Below are 16,395 nucleotides of genomic sequence, written 5' to 3'. Positions count from 1 at the left end.
TACTCTGGAGCGAGCGTGCCGAATCGGTCCCGCCGGAGCGAACGGAGCGGAACCACCGTTAGACACAAGACTTTGGAATGGTAACATGACACGTATGACGGGAGATCAGCTCGTACCGCTCGCGGCGATCTTCGTCGGCGTGGCGGCGATCAACCTCGCGGTGGTGTGGCTGCTCGTCCGACAGCGCCGCGACCCCGCGGAGCTGTTCGGCTCGGTCGCGACCCGGTCGTCGGACGCGGACCGCGACGGGGAGGCGACCGGTGCCGGGTCGACGGTCCCGTTCGACCGCGACGCGGACGCGGATCCGGTGGGCGAGACCGGCGACCGGCCCGATCCGCCGCCGCTCGACGCCGACGGTGAGACCGTCGTCTGCCGACACTGCGGCGCCGAGAACCGGGCGGGCTACCAGTACTGCCGGTGGTGCGTGCGGTCGGGGTTCGTCGACGAGGACGCCGGGGTCACCGCGGGCACCGCGATGGCCGACCGGTCGCTGTGAGCGTTCGCGGCGGAGAGACGAGGCCGCGGACGGAGAAACTCAGGCCGCGTCGATCTGACAGCCGGCAGCGTAGTCGATCCCGTCGATGGTGTCGATACCGTCGTCGCCGCACACCGGACAGTCCGGGTTGCGCGCGTACGGCACCGTCTCGAAGGAGAGGTCCATCGCGTCGTAAAACAGCATGCGACCGACCAGCGGTTCGCCGGCGTCGATGAGCAGCTTCACCGCCTCCGTCGCCTGGAGGCAGCCGACCGTCCCCGGCAGGACGCCGAGGACGCCCGTGCTGGCGCAGTCCGGGACCGTTCCCGGCTCCGGCGGCTCCGGGAACAGACAGCGGTAGCAGGGACCGTCGGGCGAGAGCGTCGTCACCTGTCCCTCGAACTTGTAGATGGCGCCGTGCGAGACGGGAACCGCCTCGATTCGAGCCGCGTCGTTCACCACGTACCGGGTGGCGAAGTTGTCCGAGCAGTCGACGACCACGTCGTAGTCGGCGATCAGCTCGCGGGCGTTGCCCGCGTCGAGCCGGACCTCGTGTCGCTCGACGTCGACGTCGGGGTTGAGTTCGGCGACGAACTCCGCGGCCGAGTCGACCTTCTTGCGCCCCACGTCGTCGTCACCGTGGATCACCTGTCGCTGGAGGTTCGAGCGCTCGACGGCGTCGTCGTCGACGATCCCGATCGCCCCGACGCCCGCGGCCGCGAGGTACTGGATCGCGGGCGACCCGAGTCCGCCCGCGCCCACGACGAGGACGCGGCCGTCGAGCAGTCGCTTCTGCCCCTCGGGACCGACGTCGTCCAGGATGACGTGTCTGGAGTAGCGGTCGAGTTGGGTCGCGTCGAGGGAGAGACTCATACCGATACCTGTGCCGGCGCGGATATAATCGTGTTCCCGGAGCGGCAGCGTCGCGGGCGACTCACTCCGTCGACGCCCCCACCGCGTCGGTCATCCAGCAGCCGTCGACGTCGCCGAGCGCGTCGTTCGTCCCCTGACTCCCGCCGGCTATCAGTTCCAGCCGGAACTCGTACCGGCCGGTCACGCTCCCGTTCTCTCGGGTGACGACCCCGATCTCGGCGGTGCCGTCCGCTATCTCCGGCACCGAGTACTCCGCGGTGTCGTACGTGAGCATCGGCGCGTACCGCGGCGTCTCGAACAGCGCGACGTACTGCCCGATGGAGCCGACGACCTCTCTGTTCTCCGGCGACGCGAACGCGCGCAGGGTCCTGATACCGTCGTTCGTCGCGTCGTCGTTGTAGCGGAGCGCGTTCATCTGTATCTGAACGACCTGAAGCGCGGACCGCTCGCAGGTGGGGGAAAGCGCCGTGTTCCTCGCGGCCTCGTCGGTCGGCCCGGCAGTCTGTTCGCCGTCGATCGCGTCCGCCGACCCGGCCGGGTCCGGTTCGGTCGGTTGCGAGTCGGTCGCCCCGTCGCCCTCGACGCCCGCGGCGCCGTCCGGGCCGTCGATTCCGACGGTGTCGGCGACGAGAGCGCCACTAACCCCCGCACCGAGGAGCGCGACGACGGCGACCGCCGCGAGAAGGGTCCGCGGGTACGTTCGGTCGTTCGACGCTTCGGTCGACCGAGACTCGGCTGGCCGTGGCCGCTCCGGCGAGCCTCTGTCCGGGCGAGGGGTGGCGACGGCGGATTCGCCGTCCGTCGCATCGGCATCCCTCGCGTCGTCGCTCGCCTCGCTGTCCCTCGCGTCGTCGTTCGCTTCGCTCTCCGTCGCACCGTCATCCCTCGCACTATCGCCCCCCACCTCGTCGTACGCGGCGGAGCGAACCGGAACGCCGAGGATTCGCTCGGCGATCGCGTTCGCCTCCGCGGGCGCCACGGCGTACAGGAGCCGTTCTCGCAGGTCGGCCGGGGAAACGACCTCGACGTCGCTCGTGGGGGTCCCGCGGTCGAGCGGCGAGTCGCTCGCGACCGCGACGGCGTCGACCGACTCGTCCCGCACGGTCTCGTCCGCGGCCGAGACGGCGAGGATCTCGGTCCGGCGACCGCCCGCCGACACCGTGACGCGCGGCGGATCGACGTCGACGGCGTCGGCGGTCGTCGCGTACGCCTCGCCGACGAGCGTCGCGAACGCCTCCCCGTCGAGCGACTCGACCGCGGCTGCGAACGCGTCGGGCGGAATGGGGTTGCTCGCGGTCACCGGTGAATCGCCACTGAGTACTGAGAGTATGTGACGCGGTCTCTTTGCTCTTGCGTCGAGCGGCGCCGGCGCCGCGGCTCGGCGAGGGAAGCGGGTCGGGAAAAATCGGGCGTCGTCGACCGCGAGACGGAACGCGCTACTTGCCCTGTCGGTCGTTCGAGGTGACGCTCGGGCGCGTCTTCTCGGTGCCCTTGCCGCGCTTGCGCTGGCCGCGGCCCTTGGTGCCGGCGGAGGTGAGGCCGCGGTACGCGCGGCCCTTGTGGTCGTCCGAGCAGATCCAGTTTAGATCGTCGTCGTTCTCGATCGCGGGGTGGGCGGGGTCCACGAGGATGACCTCGTGCCACTTCTGGGAGCCGTCCTCACCGACCCAGTAGGAGTTGAGCACGCGGAGGTTGCGGTACTTCCGCGAGGCGCGCTCCTCGGCGATGCGCTGGATCGACTTGCGCCGCGAGACGCGGTTGACGCCCTGCCGCTTCGAGCGGCGGCCCGCCTTGAAGCGCTGCTTGCGCGAGCCGCCCTTCCGGACGCTCACGCGGGCGACGATGACGCCCTGCTTGGCCTTGTAGCCCAGTTCGCGGGCCTTGTCCAGCCGGGTGGGGCGCTCGATGCGCTCGATGGCGCCCTCGTCGCGCCACTCCTGTTTGCGCTGCCACTGTAGCTCTGCCAGTTTCCCCTCCTTGGGGGACCGCCACGCCTCCTTGATGTGCGAGTAGAAGCTTCGTGCCATTGTGTGTCCGCGGACGGTTGCGATTCAGCCGCGAGGGCCACATGTCGTCTCGTCCCGGGGCGCGCGGCGGTCGGTCCGACCGCGGTCCCGGCGGCGAGTGCCCGCTGTGTCCGCACCAGCGAGTTGTCGGGAGTACCCGCGGTTCGCCCTTAACCGCTTCGCTCCGCGGGTCGCGTGCGGGTGCGTGCCACGAGCCGGCGCGGGGGGACTACGCGGGTGCCGCCCTCGCCGGCGCGCGTCGATCGATTAAAGTTCATTTGTATCTTTGAGCCGCCAGTGGTACACACCGACGCCGCGCCGGGCGGACGCGGACTCAACGGAGGGGGTGCCCGGTGGGAGACGTGAGGCTGGTCGTCGTCGCGGGGACGACCGCGACGGCCGCGATCGACGGGATCAGCGCCGCGGGCGCCGATCCGGAGCTCAGAACCCACACGCCGAGCGCCGACCTCGAAATCGTCGAGGCGGGGCGCCCCGCGCCGGACTCGCCCGTGCCGGTGAGTCCGACCGGCTGCCCGACGCCCGCGGTCGTCACTCGCGCGGTCCGCGAGCTACTCGGTCCCGAGTCGCTTCCGGTCGAGTTCCTCGACGCCGGACTCGGAGCGCCGACGGCGGCCGCCGTCCGCGGCGTCGGTGCGGCTCCGGGCGGCGACCTCCGAGACCCGGAACCGGTGCCGGGGGCGGCGACCGTCTTCGAGCGCGCCCGCGCGCTGGCGCCCGAACTCGCCGCGGTCGACGGCGACAGCGGTCCCGACGGCGACGGCGAGCGTGAAGCGGGAGGCGACGCCGAGCTGCTCGTCGCCGAGACGATCCCCGGCGGGACGACGACCGCGCTCGGCGTGTTGACCGCGCTCGGCGAGCGCGCCGCGGTCTCCTCGTCGCTGCCGGCGAACCCGATCGAGCGCAAGCGCCGCGTCGTCACCGAGGCGCTGGACGCGAGCGGCCTCGAACCGGGCGACGCGGCCGGCGACCCGATCGAGGCGGTCCGGCTGGCCGGCGACCCCGTCCTCGCCGCGGTCGCCGGCCTGATCGTCGGCTGCGCGGACGCCGACATCGACGTCACGCTCGCGGGCGGCACCCAGCTCGCGGCCGCGGCGGCGCTCGCCCGACACGCCGGCGTCGACCGCCCGCTCCCGCTCGCGACCACGTCGCTGGTCGCCGACGACCCGACCGCCGACCTCCCCGCGCTCGCCGCCGACCTCGACCTGCGGCTGGCGGCGGCCGACCCGGGGTTCACCGAGAGCGACCACCCGGCGATGGCGGCGTACGCCCGCGGCGAGGCGAAGGAAGGGGTCGGGATGGGCGGGGCGCTCGCGCTCGCGGAGCGGGCGGGCGTCGCCGACGCCGCCGTCCGCGAGCGGATCGCCGCCGTGACCGACCGCCTGCTCGCCGAGCGTCCGGAAGGCGAGGGGAACGCGGGCGGTTCGGCGCCGCACAACGGAGGCGACGCGCGGTGAGGGGCGTCGTCCTCGCCGGGACGGCCTCCGGCGTCGGCAAGACGGTCGCGGCGCTCGCGACGCTGCGCGCGTTCGAGACCGCGGGGCGGACCGTTCAGCCGGCGAAGGCGGGACCGGACTTCATCGACCCGAGCCACCACGCCCGGGTCACCGGTCGCCCGTCGCGGACGCTCGACCCGTGGCTTCAGGGGGAGGACGGCCTCCGGCGCAACTACGCTCGGGGCGACGGCGACGTCTGCGTGGTCGAGGGGATGATGGGGTTGTACGACGGCAGCGCCGCCAGCACGGCGGGGGTCGCCGCCGCGCTCGACCTGCCCGTCGTCCTCGTCGTCGACGCGAGCGCCGGGATGGAGAGCGTCGCGGCGACCGCGCTCGGGTTCGCGACCTACGCCGGTCGGACCCCCCACGAACTCGACGTGGCGGGCGTGATCGCCCAGCGGGCGCACGGCGGTCGCCACGAGTCGGGGATCCGCGAGGCGCTCCCCGACTCGCTCGACTACTGCGGGCGGATCCCGCCCCGCGAGGGGCTGGAGATTCCCGACCGACACCTCGGACTCCAGATGGGCGAGGAGGCCCCGCTCGACGAGGCGACGCTCGGCGACGCCGCCGAGACGCTCCGGACCGACCGGCTGCTCGATATCGCGCGCGAGCCGACCGCGGGAGCGACGGAGTCGTCCGCAGAGACCGGGGGACGTGAGGCTCGCGACGACCACGACGACCGGCCGCGGATCGCCGTCGCCGACGACGAGGCGTTCCGGTTCGTCTACCCGGCGACCCGCGAGCGCCTCCGCGAGCGCGCGACCGTGGTCCCCTTCGCGCCCGCGGCCGGCGACGACCTCCCGCCCTGCGACGGCGTCTACCTCCCCGGCGGCTACCCGGAGCTCCACGCGGAGGCGCTGGAGGACGGACCGGCGCTCGGATCGATCGCGGCCGCCGCGGCCGAGGGCACCCCGGTCCTCGGCGAGTGCGGCGGCCTGATGGCGCTCGCGGAGACGCTGACGACCGCCGACGGCGACGCCTACGAGATGGCGGGCGTCCTCCCCGCGAGCGTCGAGCGCCGCGACCGGTATCAGGCGCTCGACCACGTCGAACTCCGGGCGCGACGGGACGCGCTCACGGCGGGGACCGGCGAGCGGCTCCGCGGCCACGAGTTCCACTACTCCGCGGCCGACGCGGCGTCAGACGCCCGGTTCGCCTTCGACGTGGAGCGCGGGACCGGGATCGACGGCGACCGAGAGGGACTGACCGAACACCGCACCCTCGGAACGTACTGTCACGTCCACGCCGAGAGCGGGGCGTTCGACGCGTTCCTCGACGGGATCCGGCCGTGATCGCGTCGGTTCTCGCCGCCGCACCGACCGCGGCCGCCGCCCCGGTCCCTCCGGCCGTCGCGGCCCTCGCCGCGGCGGCCGCGCTCGTCGTCGCCCTCGCCCTCGATCTGGCCGTCGGCGAGCCGCCGCGCCGGGTCCACCCCGTCGCGCTGTTCGGGGCGGCGGTCGCCCCGCTCGACCGCGACTGGAACCGCCCGGACGTGGCCGGCGTCGCGATCGCCGCCCTCCTTCCGCTCGCGGCGGCGGGCGCGCTCGGCGGAGTCGTCGCGCTCGGAGGGGTCGTCGCGGCCGCGGTCGGACTCGGTCCCGCCGCCGCGACGGCCGCGACCACTCTCGTCGCCGGCGCGGCGCTGTCGCTGACGGTCAGCCCCCGAATGCTCGCCGAGGTCGCCGGGGAGACCGTCGAACTCACCGAGACCGATCCCGAGGCCGCCCGCGAGACCGCCGTCGCGCTCGTCGGCCGCGACACCGACTCCCTGTCGCCGGCCGAGATCCGGAGCGCCGCGGTCGAGAGCGCCGCCGAGAACCTCGCGGACGGCGTGGTCGCCCCGCTGTGCTGGTTCGTCGCGGGCGCGACGGTCGGCGTCGCGCTCGTCGCGCGACCCGAGCTGTGGAGAGCAGGGGGCGACGCGCTCGCGGTCGGGAGCGCCGGCGGCGTCGGGGATTCGGCCGCGGGGACCGCGTTCGCGCTGTCGCTCGGCGTCGCCGCAGCGGGGTGGTCGAAGGCCGTGAACACGCTCGACTCGATGCTCGGCTACCGCTCGAAGCCCGCGGGCCGCGCGAGCGCCCGCCTCGACGACGCGGTCATGTACCTGCCTGCGCGCGCCAGCGCCGTCTGTCTCGCGGTCGCGGCGCGGTCGCCCCGGATCCTTCGCCGCGCGCGACCGCTGGCCCGCGAGCCGTCGTCGCCGAACTCCGGCTGGCCGATGGCGACCGCGGCGGTCGCGCTCGGCGTCCGCCTGGAGAAGCCGGGCGCGTACGTCCTCGACGGCGGGCCGGAGCCGCCGACGCCCGCGACCGCCCGCGCCGGGGTTCGACTCGTCCGGGCCGCCGGCGGGGTCGCGGCCGCGGTCGGTGCCGGCTGGCTGCTCGCGCTCGCCGCGGCCGTCGGGAACGCCGGGAGCGCGACCGCCGCGCTCGGGGTGGTACCGTGACCGTCGCCGCGCTGCGGGGCGCGCTGGGATTCCTCACGCGGCTCCCGGTCGGCCGCGACGAGGACGCGTTCGAGGCGTTCGCGGGCGCCCCCTGGACGTTCCCGGTCGTCGGCTACCTCGTCGGCGGGGTCGTCTCTCTCCCGGTCGCGGCCGGGGCGAACGGGACGATCCCTGCGCCGACGGCGGCGTTCGCGACCGTCTGCGTCGTCTACGGCGCGACCGGGATCACCCACCTCGACGGCGTCGCCGACCTCGGCGACGCGGCGGTCGTCCACGGCGGTCCCGACGACCGGCGCGCGGTCCTCCGGGACTCGGCGCTCGGCGTCGGCGGGACGGCCGCGCTCGCCCTCGTCATCCTCGGACTCGCGACCGGCGCGCTCGCCGTCGTTTCGGCGGGTGGTTCCGGCGGAACGGGCGGCCTCAGTCCGACCGGCGGAGCGGCCGGCGTCGCTCCGACCGGCGGGGTCCGAGCGGCGGTCGGGCTCGTCGTCGCCGCGGAGGTGGGCGCCCGGGCGGCGACCGCCGCGCTCGTCTGCGTCGGCGACGCCGCCCACGAGGGGCTCGGCTCCTCGCTGACCGGGCGAGTCGGTCCGTCGGCGCTGCTCCCGGTCGTCGCGCTCGCCGCGCCGGCCGCGCTCGGAGCGTGGCCCCGGCTCCTCCCCGGCGCGGTCGCCCTGCTGGCGGCCGCGGCGGTCGGCGTCGCGGTCCGGCGGTGGGCGCGCGCGCGACTCGGCGGGGTGAGCGGCGACGTGCTCGGCGCGACGACCGAGATCGCGCGGGTGGCCGCGCTCCACGCGGGGGTGATCGCGTGGACGCTCTCGTGATGTGCGGCGGCCGCGGCACGCGGCTGGGCGGCGACCGCGAGAAGCCGCTCGCGCCGGTCGCCGGGCGGTCGATGGTCGACCGCGCGCTCGACACCCTCGCCGCGAGCCAGGTCGAGAGCGCGTACGCGGCGGTCTCACCACACACACCGCGGACGCGCAAGCGACTGATCGCGCGGCGGGACGGCGACGGCGGGGACGGGCCGGCGGAGGAGTCGCTCGAACTCGTCGTCGTCGACACGCCGGGCGAGGGGTACGTCGCGGACCTCCGGGCGGCGCTGGCCGCGGGACCGGCGGCGCCGACGCTCACCCTCGCGGCCGACCTCCCGCTGCTCGACGGGGCGGCCGTCGACGCGGTCCTCGACGCTCACGCCGCGGCCGACGCCGACGCGCTGTCGGTCCGGGTCCCCGCGGCGCGAAAGCGGGAACTGGGCGCGAGCGCCGACGCCGCGACCCGGTACCGCGACGAGGTGGACGGCGACGATTCGGGCGCTGACCGCGTCCCCGCCGGGATCAACGTCGTCGGCGCGCTCGACGGCGCGGGCGACGAGGTCGTCCGCGCGACGCGCGACGCGCGCCTCGCCGTCAACGTCAACCGCCCCGAGGACCGCCGGCTCGCCGAGCGGATCCTCGTCGGCGACGGGGACGCGCCGGACCTCCCGGTCGGCGGGATCGACTGGCTCGACGTGAGCGACGAAGACGCCGCCTCCGAAGGGGGTGCGTCGCCGTGAACCGGGAGCGGGCGGCGGCGCTCGGACGGGAGCCGCACGGGAGCAGCGACGACCCCGACCTGCTGGATTTCAGCGCGAACGCGAACCCCGAGGTCCCCGACGGGGTCGAGCGCGTGTACCGGGCTGCGTTCGAGACGGCGCGGACGTACCCGCCGGAGCCGCCGGCCGCGTTCCGGGCGGCCGCCGCCGACTGCGTCGACTGCGACCCGGAGCAGGTCGTGCCGACGCCGGGCGGGCTGGCGGCGATCCGGGCCGCGGTCGCGCTCGCGGTCGACCCGGGCGACACCGCCCTGCTCCCGGCGCCGAGCTTCGGCGAGTACGCCCGCGAGGTCCGGCTTCAGGGGGGCGATCCGGCGTTCGTCGACGCCGAGCGGGTCCTCGACGCCGACCCGAGCGGGCACGCGCTCGCGGTCGTCTGTACGCCGAACAACCCCACCGGGACCGGCTACGACCGGGAAGCCCTGCTCGGGTTCGCGGAGCGCTGCCGGGCGGCGGGGACCGTCCTGCTCGTCGACGAGGCGTTCCTCGGGTTCACCGAGCGCGCGTCGCTCGCGGGGACGGACGGCGTCGTCGTCGCCCGCGCGCTCACCAAGCTGTTCGGGCTGCCCGGGATCCGGGCCGGCTTCGCGGTCGCGACGGGCGACCTCGGCGCGGCACTGCGGGGCGCCCGCCGGACGTGGAACGTGAGCGCCCCGGCGCTCGCGACAGGCGAGTACTGCCTCCGGCGGGACGAGTTCGTCCGGGAGACCCGCGAGCGCGTCCGGCGGGAGCGAGAACGGATGCGGGCCGCCCTCGCCGAGCGCTACGAGGTGTCGCCCTCGGAGGCGCCGTTCCTCCTCGTCGACGTCGGCGACCGCGACGTCGACCGCGTCGTCGAGCGCGCCCGCGACCGGGGCGTCGCGGTCCGAGACGCGCGGTCCTTCCGCGGACTCGACTCGCACGTGCGGGTCGCCGTCCGCCGCCCGGCGGAGAACGACCGGCTCCTCGCGGCGCTGGGCGTGGGCGACGGCGACGACGAGAACGAGAGCGGGAACCGAGGTGAGGACGCCGATGTTTGAGGCGACCGTCAGCGACGGCGTCCTGCGGCTGCGGCGGCCGGGAACGCGCTGGCTCTCGACCGGCTGGGACGGCGGGCGGTCGCGGGCGCCGGCCGCGTACAACGTCACCGTCCCGGAGGGGTTCGACCGGACCGACCTCGCGGCCTACCGCGACGAGCGGCTGGCGCGGGCGGGGTTCGCCGCGAACGGCGACGCGGAGGCCGGAAGCAGCCGCCCGGCCGAGACGGCGGCAGTCGACCGCGACGCCCCGCCGACGCTGTTCACGGGCGTCTCGATGACTCACGCCCGAGGCGCGCGGCTCGGTCCCGTCGTCGCGTACGCGACGGTCGGGCTGTCGAATCCGGCGATGCTCCCGATGGGGGCAGAGGGCACGGTCAACCCCCGCGGTTCGGCGGAAGCGACCGACGACGGCCCGCCCCGGCCCGGAACGGTAAACCTGATCGTCGGGACGACGCGGCGGCTCGCGCCCGGCGCCGCGGCGAACCTCGTCGCGGTCGCGGCCGAGGCGAAGGCGGCGACGCTGCTCGCGACGGCGGGCGTCCCGGGGACGACGAGCGACGCGGTCGTCGTCGCCGACGACCCGGACGGCGAGCCGACCGAGTTCTCCGGGAGCGCCACGGCGGTCGGCGCGGCGGCCCGCGCCTGCGTCCGGGACGCGGTCCGCGCGAGCCTGCGGTCGCGGTACCCGGACGGCGACGTGCCCGCGTCGGCGGGCGACGCCGAACACGGCGTCGTCACCGACGAGCGGGCGGAGGTTTTCGATCCATGACAACGAACCACGACGACACGAACGCGGAAGGAGCGGAGGCATCGACCGACGGCGACGACGGAACGCCGACCGACGACGAGCCACCGGCCGGTGACGAGACCCCGACCAGCGACGACCGCGCCGCCCGCACGCCGGGCGGCGGCGCGGCCCCCGAGCCGGAGCCGATCAAGCCGGCCGCGCCCGAGGAGTTCGGGCTTGTTCAGGCGTTCTGGGGCGGCGGCAAGGGGAAGACCACCGCGGCGATGGGGATGGGGTTCCGGGCCGCGGGCCACGGCTATCGCGTCCACATGCTCCAGTTCATGAAGGGGGGCGCGGACAGCGTCGAGGGCGTGAGAGGCGAGTACAACGCGATTTCGGCCGTGCCGGGGTTCTCCTACGAGAACGCCGGCCACTACGGCTGGCACGGCCTGCTCGACGGCTCGGCCGACGACGAGCACGAGGCGAAGGCGACGGCCGCCTTCGAGCGCGCGGAGGCGCTCGTCGCGGGCGCGGCCGACGCCGACCTGACCGAGTCGCTCCCGCTCGACGGCGACCCGGAGGCCGGCGTCCACATGCTGATCTTCGACGAGCTGCTGTACGCGGTCGACCGCGGCCTGGTCGACCCCAACGACGTCGTCGAGTTGGCGGAATCGAAGCCGGACGGCCTCGAACTCGTCCTCACCGGGAGCCACGCGGAACCAGACTACCTCGACGGCGTCGCGGATCTAATCTCGAACGTCCGGAAGGTCGCGCACCCGTTCGAAGACGGGCAGCGCGCCCGCCGGGGGACGGAGTACTGAGACCGTGAGCGAGACGGCGGACACATGACCGACGCCGACACCGTCCTTATCGCGGGTACCGCGAGCCACGTCGGCAAGAGCACGCTGGCGGCCGGACTCTGTCGGCTGCTCGCCCGGCGGGGCGTCTCGGTCGCGCCGTACAAGGCCCAGAACATGAGCAACAACGCCCGCGTCGCGCTCGCCCCGGACGGCGAGTGGGGCGAAATCGGCGTCTCCCAGCACGTCCAGGCGCGGGCGGCGGGGACGGTGCCGACGACCGACGCGAACCCCGTCCTGCTCAAGCCCCGCGGCGGCGGCGAGAGCCAGGTGATCCTCGACGGGGAGGCGGTCGCGAACGCGCCCGCGTCGGCGTACTACGACGAGTACTGGGACGACGCCCGTGCCGCCGCCGTCGCGGCCCACGAGCGACTGGCGGCGGACCACGACGTGATCGTCGCCGAGGGCGCGGGGAGCATCGCCGAGATCAACTTCCGCGACCGCGACCTCGCGAACGTCGAGTGCGCCCGGTTCGCGGACGCGCGGATCCTGATCGCGGTCGACATCGAGCGCGGCGGGGCGTTCGCGAGCCTCTACGGAACCCTCGAACTGCTCCCCGACGACCTCCGCGAGCGCGTCGCCGGCGCAGTCATTACGAAGTTCCGCGGCGACCCGGAGATCCTCGAACCCGGGATCGCCGAGATCGAGGAGCGGACCGGGGTCCCTGTCGTCGGCGTCGTCCCGCACGACGATCCGGGGCTTCCGGCGGAGGACAGCCTCTCGCTGCCGGACGCGGCGGCGACGGGAGGCGGGAGACGGAGCGACGGCGGCGGGGGCGACGAGGGGGTCCTCGGCGCCGACGACGGCGTCCCCGACGAGGAGACCGTCCGGATCGGCGTCCCGCAGCTCCCGCGCATCTCGAACTTCACCGACTTAGAGCCGCTGGCGCGCGAGCCGGGGATCCGGGTCGTCTACCTGCCGCTCGACGCCGCGCTCGACGAGGTCGACGCGGTGGTCCTTCCGGGGTCGAAGAACACCGTCGACGACCTGCTCGCGCTCCGCGAGGCGGGGTTCGACGAGAAGCTGCGGGCGTTCGACGGCCCGGTAATCGGCGTCTGCGGCGGCTACCAGATCCTCGGCGAGCGCCTCGTCGACGCGAGCGTCGAGGGCGTCGGCGACCGCGAGACGGTCTCCGGGGTCGGACTCCTTCCCATCGAAACCGAGTTCTCGGCGGAGAAGCGCGTCGAGCGCGTCACCTGCGCCGTCGACGGCGTCGGCCCGATCGCGGGCGCCGGGGGCCGGGCGACCGGCTACGAGATCCACGCCGGCCGGACGCGGCTTCTCGACGAGGAGACGGGGGAGACGGCGTCGCTCGCGACCGAGCCGCTCGGCGCGGCGAGCGTCGCCACCGAGCGCGTCCTCGGAACCTACCTCCACGGGCTCTTCGAGACGGAGACCGTGCGCGACGCGTTCGTCGAGACGGCGTTCGCGAGCGCGGGTCGGACGCGCCCGGACGCGGCGATCGGCGACCGGTCCCCGTACGAGCGCGCGGCCGACCTCGTCGCGGACCACGTGGATCTGGCCGCGGTCGGTCTCGACGAGTACGGGACGTAAAAACGCGATCCGCGGGCGGCCGCGGGACCGACTCACCCCTCCGGTAGCGCCTCGTCGAGCAGCTTCCGCTGGGCGGTCGCGAGGTGTTCGGCGAACGTCGCCGGCGCGATGTCGAGTTCGGCCGCGACCGCCTCGGCGTTGGCCCCGCGCGGCCGCTCGAAGTACCCCATCCGGTGAGCGGTCGCGAGCACCTCGCGCTGGCGGGTCGTGAGCCGGCCGCGGTCGACCACGGTCCGGTCCGTCGTCGCCTCGTCGGCGGTGCCCTCGATCAGGTACCGCACGGCGACGCGGTCGGCGACGTCGTCGAGCGCCGCGACCGCGTCGCGCAGTCGGTCGAGGTCGGGGAGGTGGAGCGTGAGCAGCAGCGCGCCGTCCTCGGCGCGCGCGCCGGCGACGGGCACGCCGAGCGACTCGATGGCCGCGCAGGCGCAGCCCGCCTCCGCCGTGCCGCCCCCGGTCCGGTACCGGTAGACGCGCTCGTCGCCGAGGTCGACGACCGACGCGGCGTCGGGGAGGAGCTCCGTCCCTTCGACGCTTTCGGGGTCGCGCACCCGGAACTCCTCGGTGATCGAGCCGTCGCTGCGCGTCCACGCCACGTCGGTGACGGGTTCGTCCCGGCGCGCCGAGAGCGCGGCCACCGGACACCCCGCGGCGCCGTGGACCGCGAGTCCGACGCGAATTCCGTCGGGCATCGTTTGAAAGGTCGAACGGGACGGCAAAAGGGCCGTTCCTCGGTCTCAGCGCGCGGGAATTCGGAAGCGTTCCCGACCGATCGGTCCAGATCGCCTCCGGTCCGGTCTCGGAGCCGCTATTCCCCGGAACCGGGGTCGCCGGCCGGGTCGCTATTCCCCGGAACCGGGGTCCCCGGACGACTCGATCCGCGCCTCGTACTTCGCCAGCGCCTCGTCGAGCGCCGCGTCGGCGTCGATGTCGGCCGACTCGGCGAGCGCGAGCAGCGCGAACAGCGCGTCCCCGATCTCGTCGGTCGCGATCGCGGCGGCGTCCGGGTTGCGCCCGTAGTCGGTCGAGGTCGTTACCTCCTTCGCGATCTCGCCGACCTCGCTCTCTAAGTCGAGAGCGTGGTACGCGAGGTCGGTCTCCAGTCCGTACTCGTCGACGAACGCGGCGACGCGGTCCTGCTCGTCCATGGGGGTCGCTCCGCGCGTTCGGCCAAGAAACTCCCGGCTTCGACCGCGGCGAGACCGTCGACTTCGACCGCGACGAAGGCGTCAACTTCGACCGTGGCGAGACCGTCGGCTTCGACCGTGGCGAGGACGGCCGGTCGCGCAACCCCTAAGACGAGAGCGACCGCACGGATCGTATGAGAATCGCCATCTTGGGCGGCACCGGCGACATCGGCGAGGGGCTCGCGCTCCGGCTCGCGGCGGACACGCCCCACCGGGTCGCGGTCGGCTCGCGGGAGGCCGAGAAGGCCGAGAACAAGGCCGCAGAGTACACGACCGAACTGGAGAGCCGCGGCCTCGACGCCGCGGTGACCGGCGGCGAGAACGCCGCTGTCGCCGCCGACGCCCGGATCGTCGTCCTCGCGGTCCCGCCGTACCACGTCGGGGACACCGTCGAGGCGGTGGCGGGGGCGCTCGACGACGGCGACGTGCTGGTCTCGCCCGCCACCGGGATGAAACGCGACGACGAGGGGTTCCACTACCACAAGCCGGGGGCCGGATCGGTGACGAAGATCGTCGCCGACGCGGCGCCGGAGGGCGTCGCCGTCGTCGGCGCGTTCCACAACCTCGCGGCCGCGCGGCTGGCGAACCTCGACGCCGACCTCGGGGTCGACACGCTCGTCATCGGCGACGACGCGGACGCCAAGGGGACGGTGGCGGACGTCGCCGAGGGGATCGAGGGGCTGCGCGCGCTCGACGCCGGCGGGATCGCCAACGCACCCGAAATCGAGGGGTTGACGCCGCTTCTCATCAACGTCGCCTCGAACAACGACGGCCTCCACGACCTCGGCGTGCGCTTCCAGTAGAAAGACGGGTGTGCGGTCGTCGAGTACTGTTTATAAATAGATGCTATCGGATCGACGGCGACTACCGCCAAAGCCCCAGCCGCGAGGAGGCCGTACGCTCGCTGCGCTCCTCTCTCAGTCACGATGTTCCTTCGCTGCGGTGCTTGGCGTCGCCTACGGCCTCCTCGCGGCTGCCCCTTTGAGTCCCACCCACAGCACCGCAACCGCAGCCTCACGCCTCCCCAACCTCGTCGGCCGGTCTCCGCTTCGCTCCGACCGGCCGACTCCCTCGCGCGTGCTGTCGCCGGCGCTTCGCGCCGGCTGCCAGAGGGACCTTCGGTCCCTCGCGACTCGCGGTCGCCGGGGGCGACCGCTCGCAGGCACGCGCCACCGCAGTTTGAGGTCGGAGTGGTGTCGTCGCCGTCGTTCGAATCCGGCGGTCGCAAGGCGTTCCGTTAGGCCTTTGCGCGCCGGGTCCCTCCGTGCGGTAGATGGAGTACTTGCAGCGTCGGGTCGGGCTGGTCGAAGACCGCATCGAGTCGGTCATCGACGACGTCGAGCCCGACGAGCTGTCCGACGAGGTCGGTCACGTCGTCCTCGCGGGCGGCAAGCGCGTCCGCCCCGCGGTGACCGTCCTCGCCTGCGAGGCGTTCGACGGCGACCCCGAGGCGGCGGTCGACTTCGCGGCCGGCATCGAGTTCGTCCACAACGCCTCGCTCGTGATCGACGACATCATCGACCGCTCCGAGGTCCGCCGCGGCACCGCCGCCGCCTGGGCGGAGTTCGGCTACGGCCCGGCTATCATCGCCAGCGACGGCCTGCTCGGCGAGGCGTTCGCGCTGTTCTCGACGGACCCCCGGGCGATGCGCACCGTCGCCGAGGCGATGGTCGAGCTCGGCGAGGGCGAGGCGACGGAGCTCGCGGCGCGGCCGACGAACGAGGCGGAGTACATGGAGCTGGCGCGCCGGAAGACGGGCGCGCTGTTCCGCGCCGCCGCCGAGCTGGGCGCGGTCGCGGGCGGGGCGGAGCCGCACGCGATCGACTCGTTCGGGGAGTACGCCGAGCGCGTCGGCGTCGCCTTCCAGATGCGCGACGACGTGCTGGACGCCACCGCCGACGCCGACGACCTCGGCAAGCCGACCGGGCAGGACGCGGAAATGGACCGGCCGAGCGTCCTCCAGGTCACGTCGCTGTCGCCCGAGGAGATCAACGAGCGCGCCCGGGCGGAGTCGGAGCGCGCGCTGGCCGCCCTCGACGACGCCGACCCCCCGGAGACCGAGGCGATCGAGTACCTCCGCGACCTCGCGGAGTTCGTCGTCGTCCGCGAGCGGTAAGGGGAGAGAAGAAGTTCCGCGGTCCGTTTT

General features: G+C 74.3%; 17 protein-coding genes. 12 read left to right on the top strand and 5 right to left on the bottom strand.

What is annotated here, in order from left to right; genetic code table 11:
* Window positions 1-94: 94 nt before the first annotated feature.
* Window positions 95-496 (top strand): zinc ribbon domain-containing protein, encoded by a 402-nt coding sequence (locus J2744_RS11365; protein WP_210113474.1) that lies wholly within the window; start codon window positions 95-97, stop codon window positions 494-496.
* Between the two features lie 39 nt (window positions 497-535).
* Here the strand turns inward: J2744_RS11365 and ubaA are convergent, their stop codons facing one another.
* From ubaA to J2744_RS11350, 3 genes are all read right to left on the bottom strand, one after another.
* Window positions 536-1,348, bottom strand: a complete 813-nt coding sequence (gene ubaA, locus J2744_RS11360) for an SAMP-activating enzyme E1 (RefSeq protein ID WP_210113473.1) — start codon at window positions 1,346-1,348, stop codon at window positions 536-538.
* 61 nt (window positions 1,349-1,409) lie between these two features.
* Window positions 1,410-2,648 carry a hypothetical protein gene (locus tag J2744_RS11355; RefSeq protein WP_210113472.1) on the bottom strand — a complete coding sequence of 413 codons (1,239 nt, stop codon included), beginning with the start codon at window positions 2,646-2,648 and terminating at the stop codon, window positions 1,410-1,412.
* Window positions 2,649-2,784: 136 nt separating this feature from the next.
* Window positions 2,785-3,375: a 50S ribosomal protein L15e gene (locus J2744_RS11350; RefSeq protein ID WP_006111832.1), complete on the bottom strand. Its 591-nt coding sequence runs from the start codon at window positions 3,373-3,375 to the stop codon at window positions 2,785-2,787.
* A gap of 332 nt (window positions 3,376-3,707) precedes the next feature.
* Here J2744_RS11350 and J2744_RS11345 point away from each other — a divergent pair, with 332 nt between their 5' ends.
* Genes J2744_RS11345 through J2744_RS11305 form a run of 9 tightly spaced genes read left to right on the top strand, consistent with a single transcriptional unit; the run spans window position 3,708 to window position 13,062 of the window.
* Window positions 3,708-4,829, top strand: coding sequence for a nicotinate-nucleotide--dimethylbenzimidazole phosphoribosyltransferase (locus J2744_RS11345; protein WP_210113471.1), 1,122 nt, complete (start codon window positions 3,708-3,710; stop codon window positions 4,827-4,829).
* The gene (locus J2744_RS11340) at window positions 4,826-6,160 is read left to right on the top strand and encodes a cobyrinic acid a,c-diamide synthase (RefSeq protein WP_210113470.1); all 1,335 of its coding nucleotides are present in this window, start codon (window positions 4,826-4,828) and stop codon (window positions 6,158-6,160) included. The genes J2744_RS11345 and J2744_RS11340 overlap by 4 nt, the downstream gene beginning before the upstream one ends.
* On the top strand, window positions 6,157-7,314 hold the full coding sequence (locus tag J2744_RS11335; protein WP_394357719.1) for a CobD/CbiB family cobalamin biosynthesis protein: 1,158 nt from the start codon (window positions 6,157-6,159) through the stop codon (window positions 7,312-7,314). The genes J2744_RS11340 and J2744_RS11335 overlap by 4 nt, the downstream gene beginning before the upstream one ends.
* On the top strand, window positions 7,311-8,138 hold the full coding sequence (locus J2744_RS11330) for an adenosylcobinamide-GDP ribazoletransferase (RefSeq protein ID WP_210113469.1): 828 nt from the start codon (window positions 7,311-7,313) through the stop codon (window positions 8,136-8,138). The genes J2744_RS11335 and J2744_RS11330 overlap by 4 nt, the downstream gene beginning before the upstream one ends.
* Window positions 8,138-8,866 carry an NTP transferase domain-containing protein gene (locus tag J2744_RS11325; protein WP_210113565.1) on the top strand — a complete coding sequence of 243 codons (729 nt, stop codon included), beginning with the start codon at window positions 8,138-8,140 and terminating at the stop codon, window positions 8,864-8,866. The genes J2744_RS11330 and J2744_RS11325 overlap by 1 nt, the downstream gene beginning before the upstream one ends.
* Window positions 8,863-9,924: an aminotransferase class I/II-fold pyridoxal phosphate-dependent enzyme gene (locus J2744_RS11320; protein WP_210113468.1), complete on the top strand. Its 1,062-nt coding sequence runs from the start codon at window positions 8,863-8,865 to the stop codon at window positions 9,922-9,924. Before J2744_RS11325 ends, J2744_RS11320 begins: the two co-directional genes overlap by 4 nt.
* Window positions 9,917-10,693 carry an adenosylcobinamide amidohydrolase gene (locus J2744_RS11315; protein ID WP_210113467.1) on the top strand — a complete coding sequence of 259 codons (777 nt, stop codon included), beginning with the start codon at window positions 9,917-9,919 and terminating at the stop codon, window positions 10,691-10,693. Before J2744_RS11320 ends, J2744_RS11315 begins: the two co-directional genes overlap by 8 nt.
* Window positions 10,690-11,472 carry a cob(I)yrinic acid a,c-diamide adenosyltransferase gene (locus tag J2744_RS11310; RefSeq protein ID WP_210113466.1) on the top strand — a complete coding sequence of 261 codons (783 nt, stop codon included), beginning with the start codon at window positions 10,690-10,692 and terminating at the stop codon, window positions 11,470-11,472. The genes J2744_RS11315 and J2744_RS11310 overlap by 4 nt, the downstream gene beginning before the upstream one ends.
* Window positions 11,473-11,496: 24 nt before the next feature.
* Window positions 11,497-13,062, top strand: a complete 1,566-nt coding sequence (locus J2744_RS11305) for a cobyric acid synthase (RefSeq protein ID WP_210113465.1) — start codon at window positions 11,497-11,499, stop codon at window positions 13,060-13,062.
* Between the two features lie 32 nt (window positions 13,063-13,094).
* On the opposite strand, the gene J2744_RS11300 is transcribed toward J2744_RS11305, so the two are convergent.
* Complete coding sequence (locus J2744_RS11300) at window positions 13,095-13,754, bottom strand: helix-turn-helix domain-containing protein (RefSeq protein WP_210113464.1); 660 nt, start codon at window positions 13,752-13,754, stop codon at window positions 13,095-13,097.
* Window positions 13,755-13,904: 150 nt separating this feature from the next.
* Window positions 13,905-14,210, bottom strand: a complete 306-nt coding sequence (locus tag J2744_RS11295) for a MazG nucleotide pyrophosphohydrolase domain-containing protein (RefSeq protein ID WP_210113463.1) — start codon at window positions 14,208-14,210, stop codon at window positions 13,905-13,907.
* A gap of 173 nt (window positions 14,211-14,383) precedes the next feature.
* On the opposite strand from J2744_RS11295, the gene npdG reads away from it, so the two are divergent.
* Together npdG and J2744_RS11285 are read left to right on the top strand one after the other, a co-directional pair.
* Window positions 14,384-15,052, top strand: a complete 669-nt coding sequence (gene npdG, locus J2744_RS11290; RefSeq protein ID WP_210113462.1) for an NADPH-dependent F420 reductase — start codon at window positions 14,384-14,386, stop codon at window positions 15,050-15,052.
* A 470-nt stretch (window positions 15,053-15,522) separates the two neighbouring features.
* Window positions 15,523-16,365, top strand: a complete 843-nt coding sequence (locus tag J2744_RS11285) for a polyprenyl synthetase family protein (protein ID WP_210113461.1) — start codon at window positions 15,523-15,525, stop codon at window positions 16,363-16,365.
* Window positions 16,366-16,395: the final 30 nt, after the last annotated feature.

This window comes from Halorubrum trapanicum, from assembly GCF_017873555.1.
Classification (GTDB): Archaea; Halobacteriota; Halobacteria; order Halobacteriales; family Haloferacaceae; genus Halorubrum; species Halorubrum trapanicum.
Note: the sequence above shows the minus strand (reverse complement) of the source record. Positions and strands in the feature narration are given on the sequence as shown.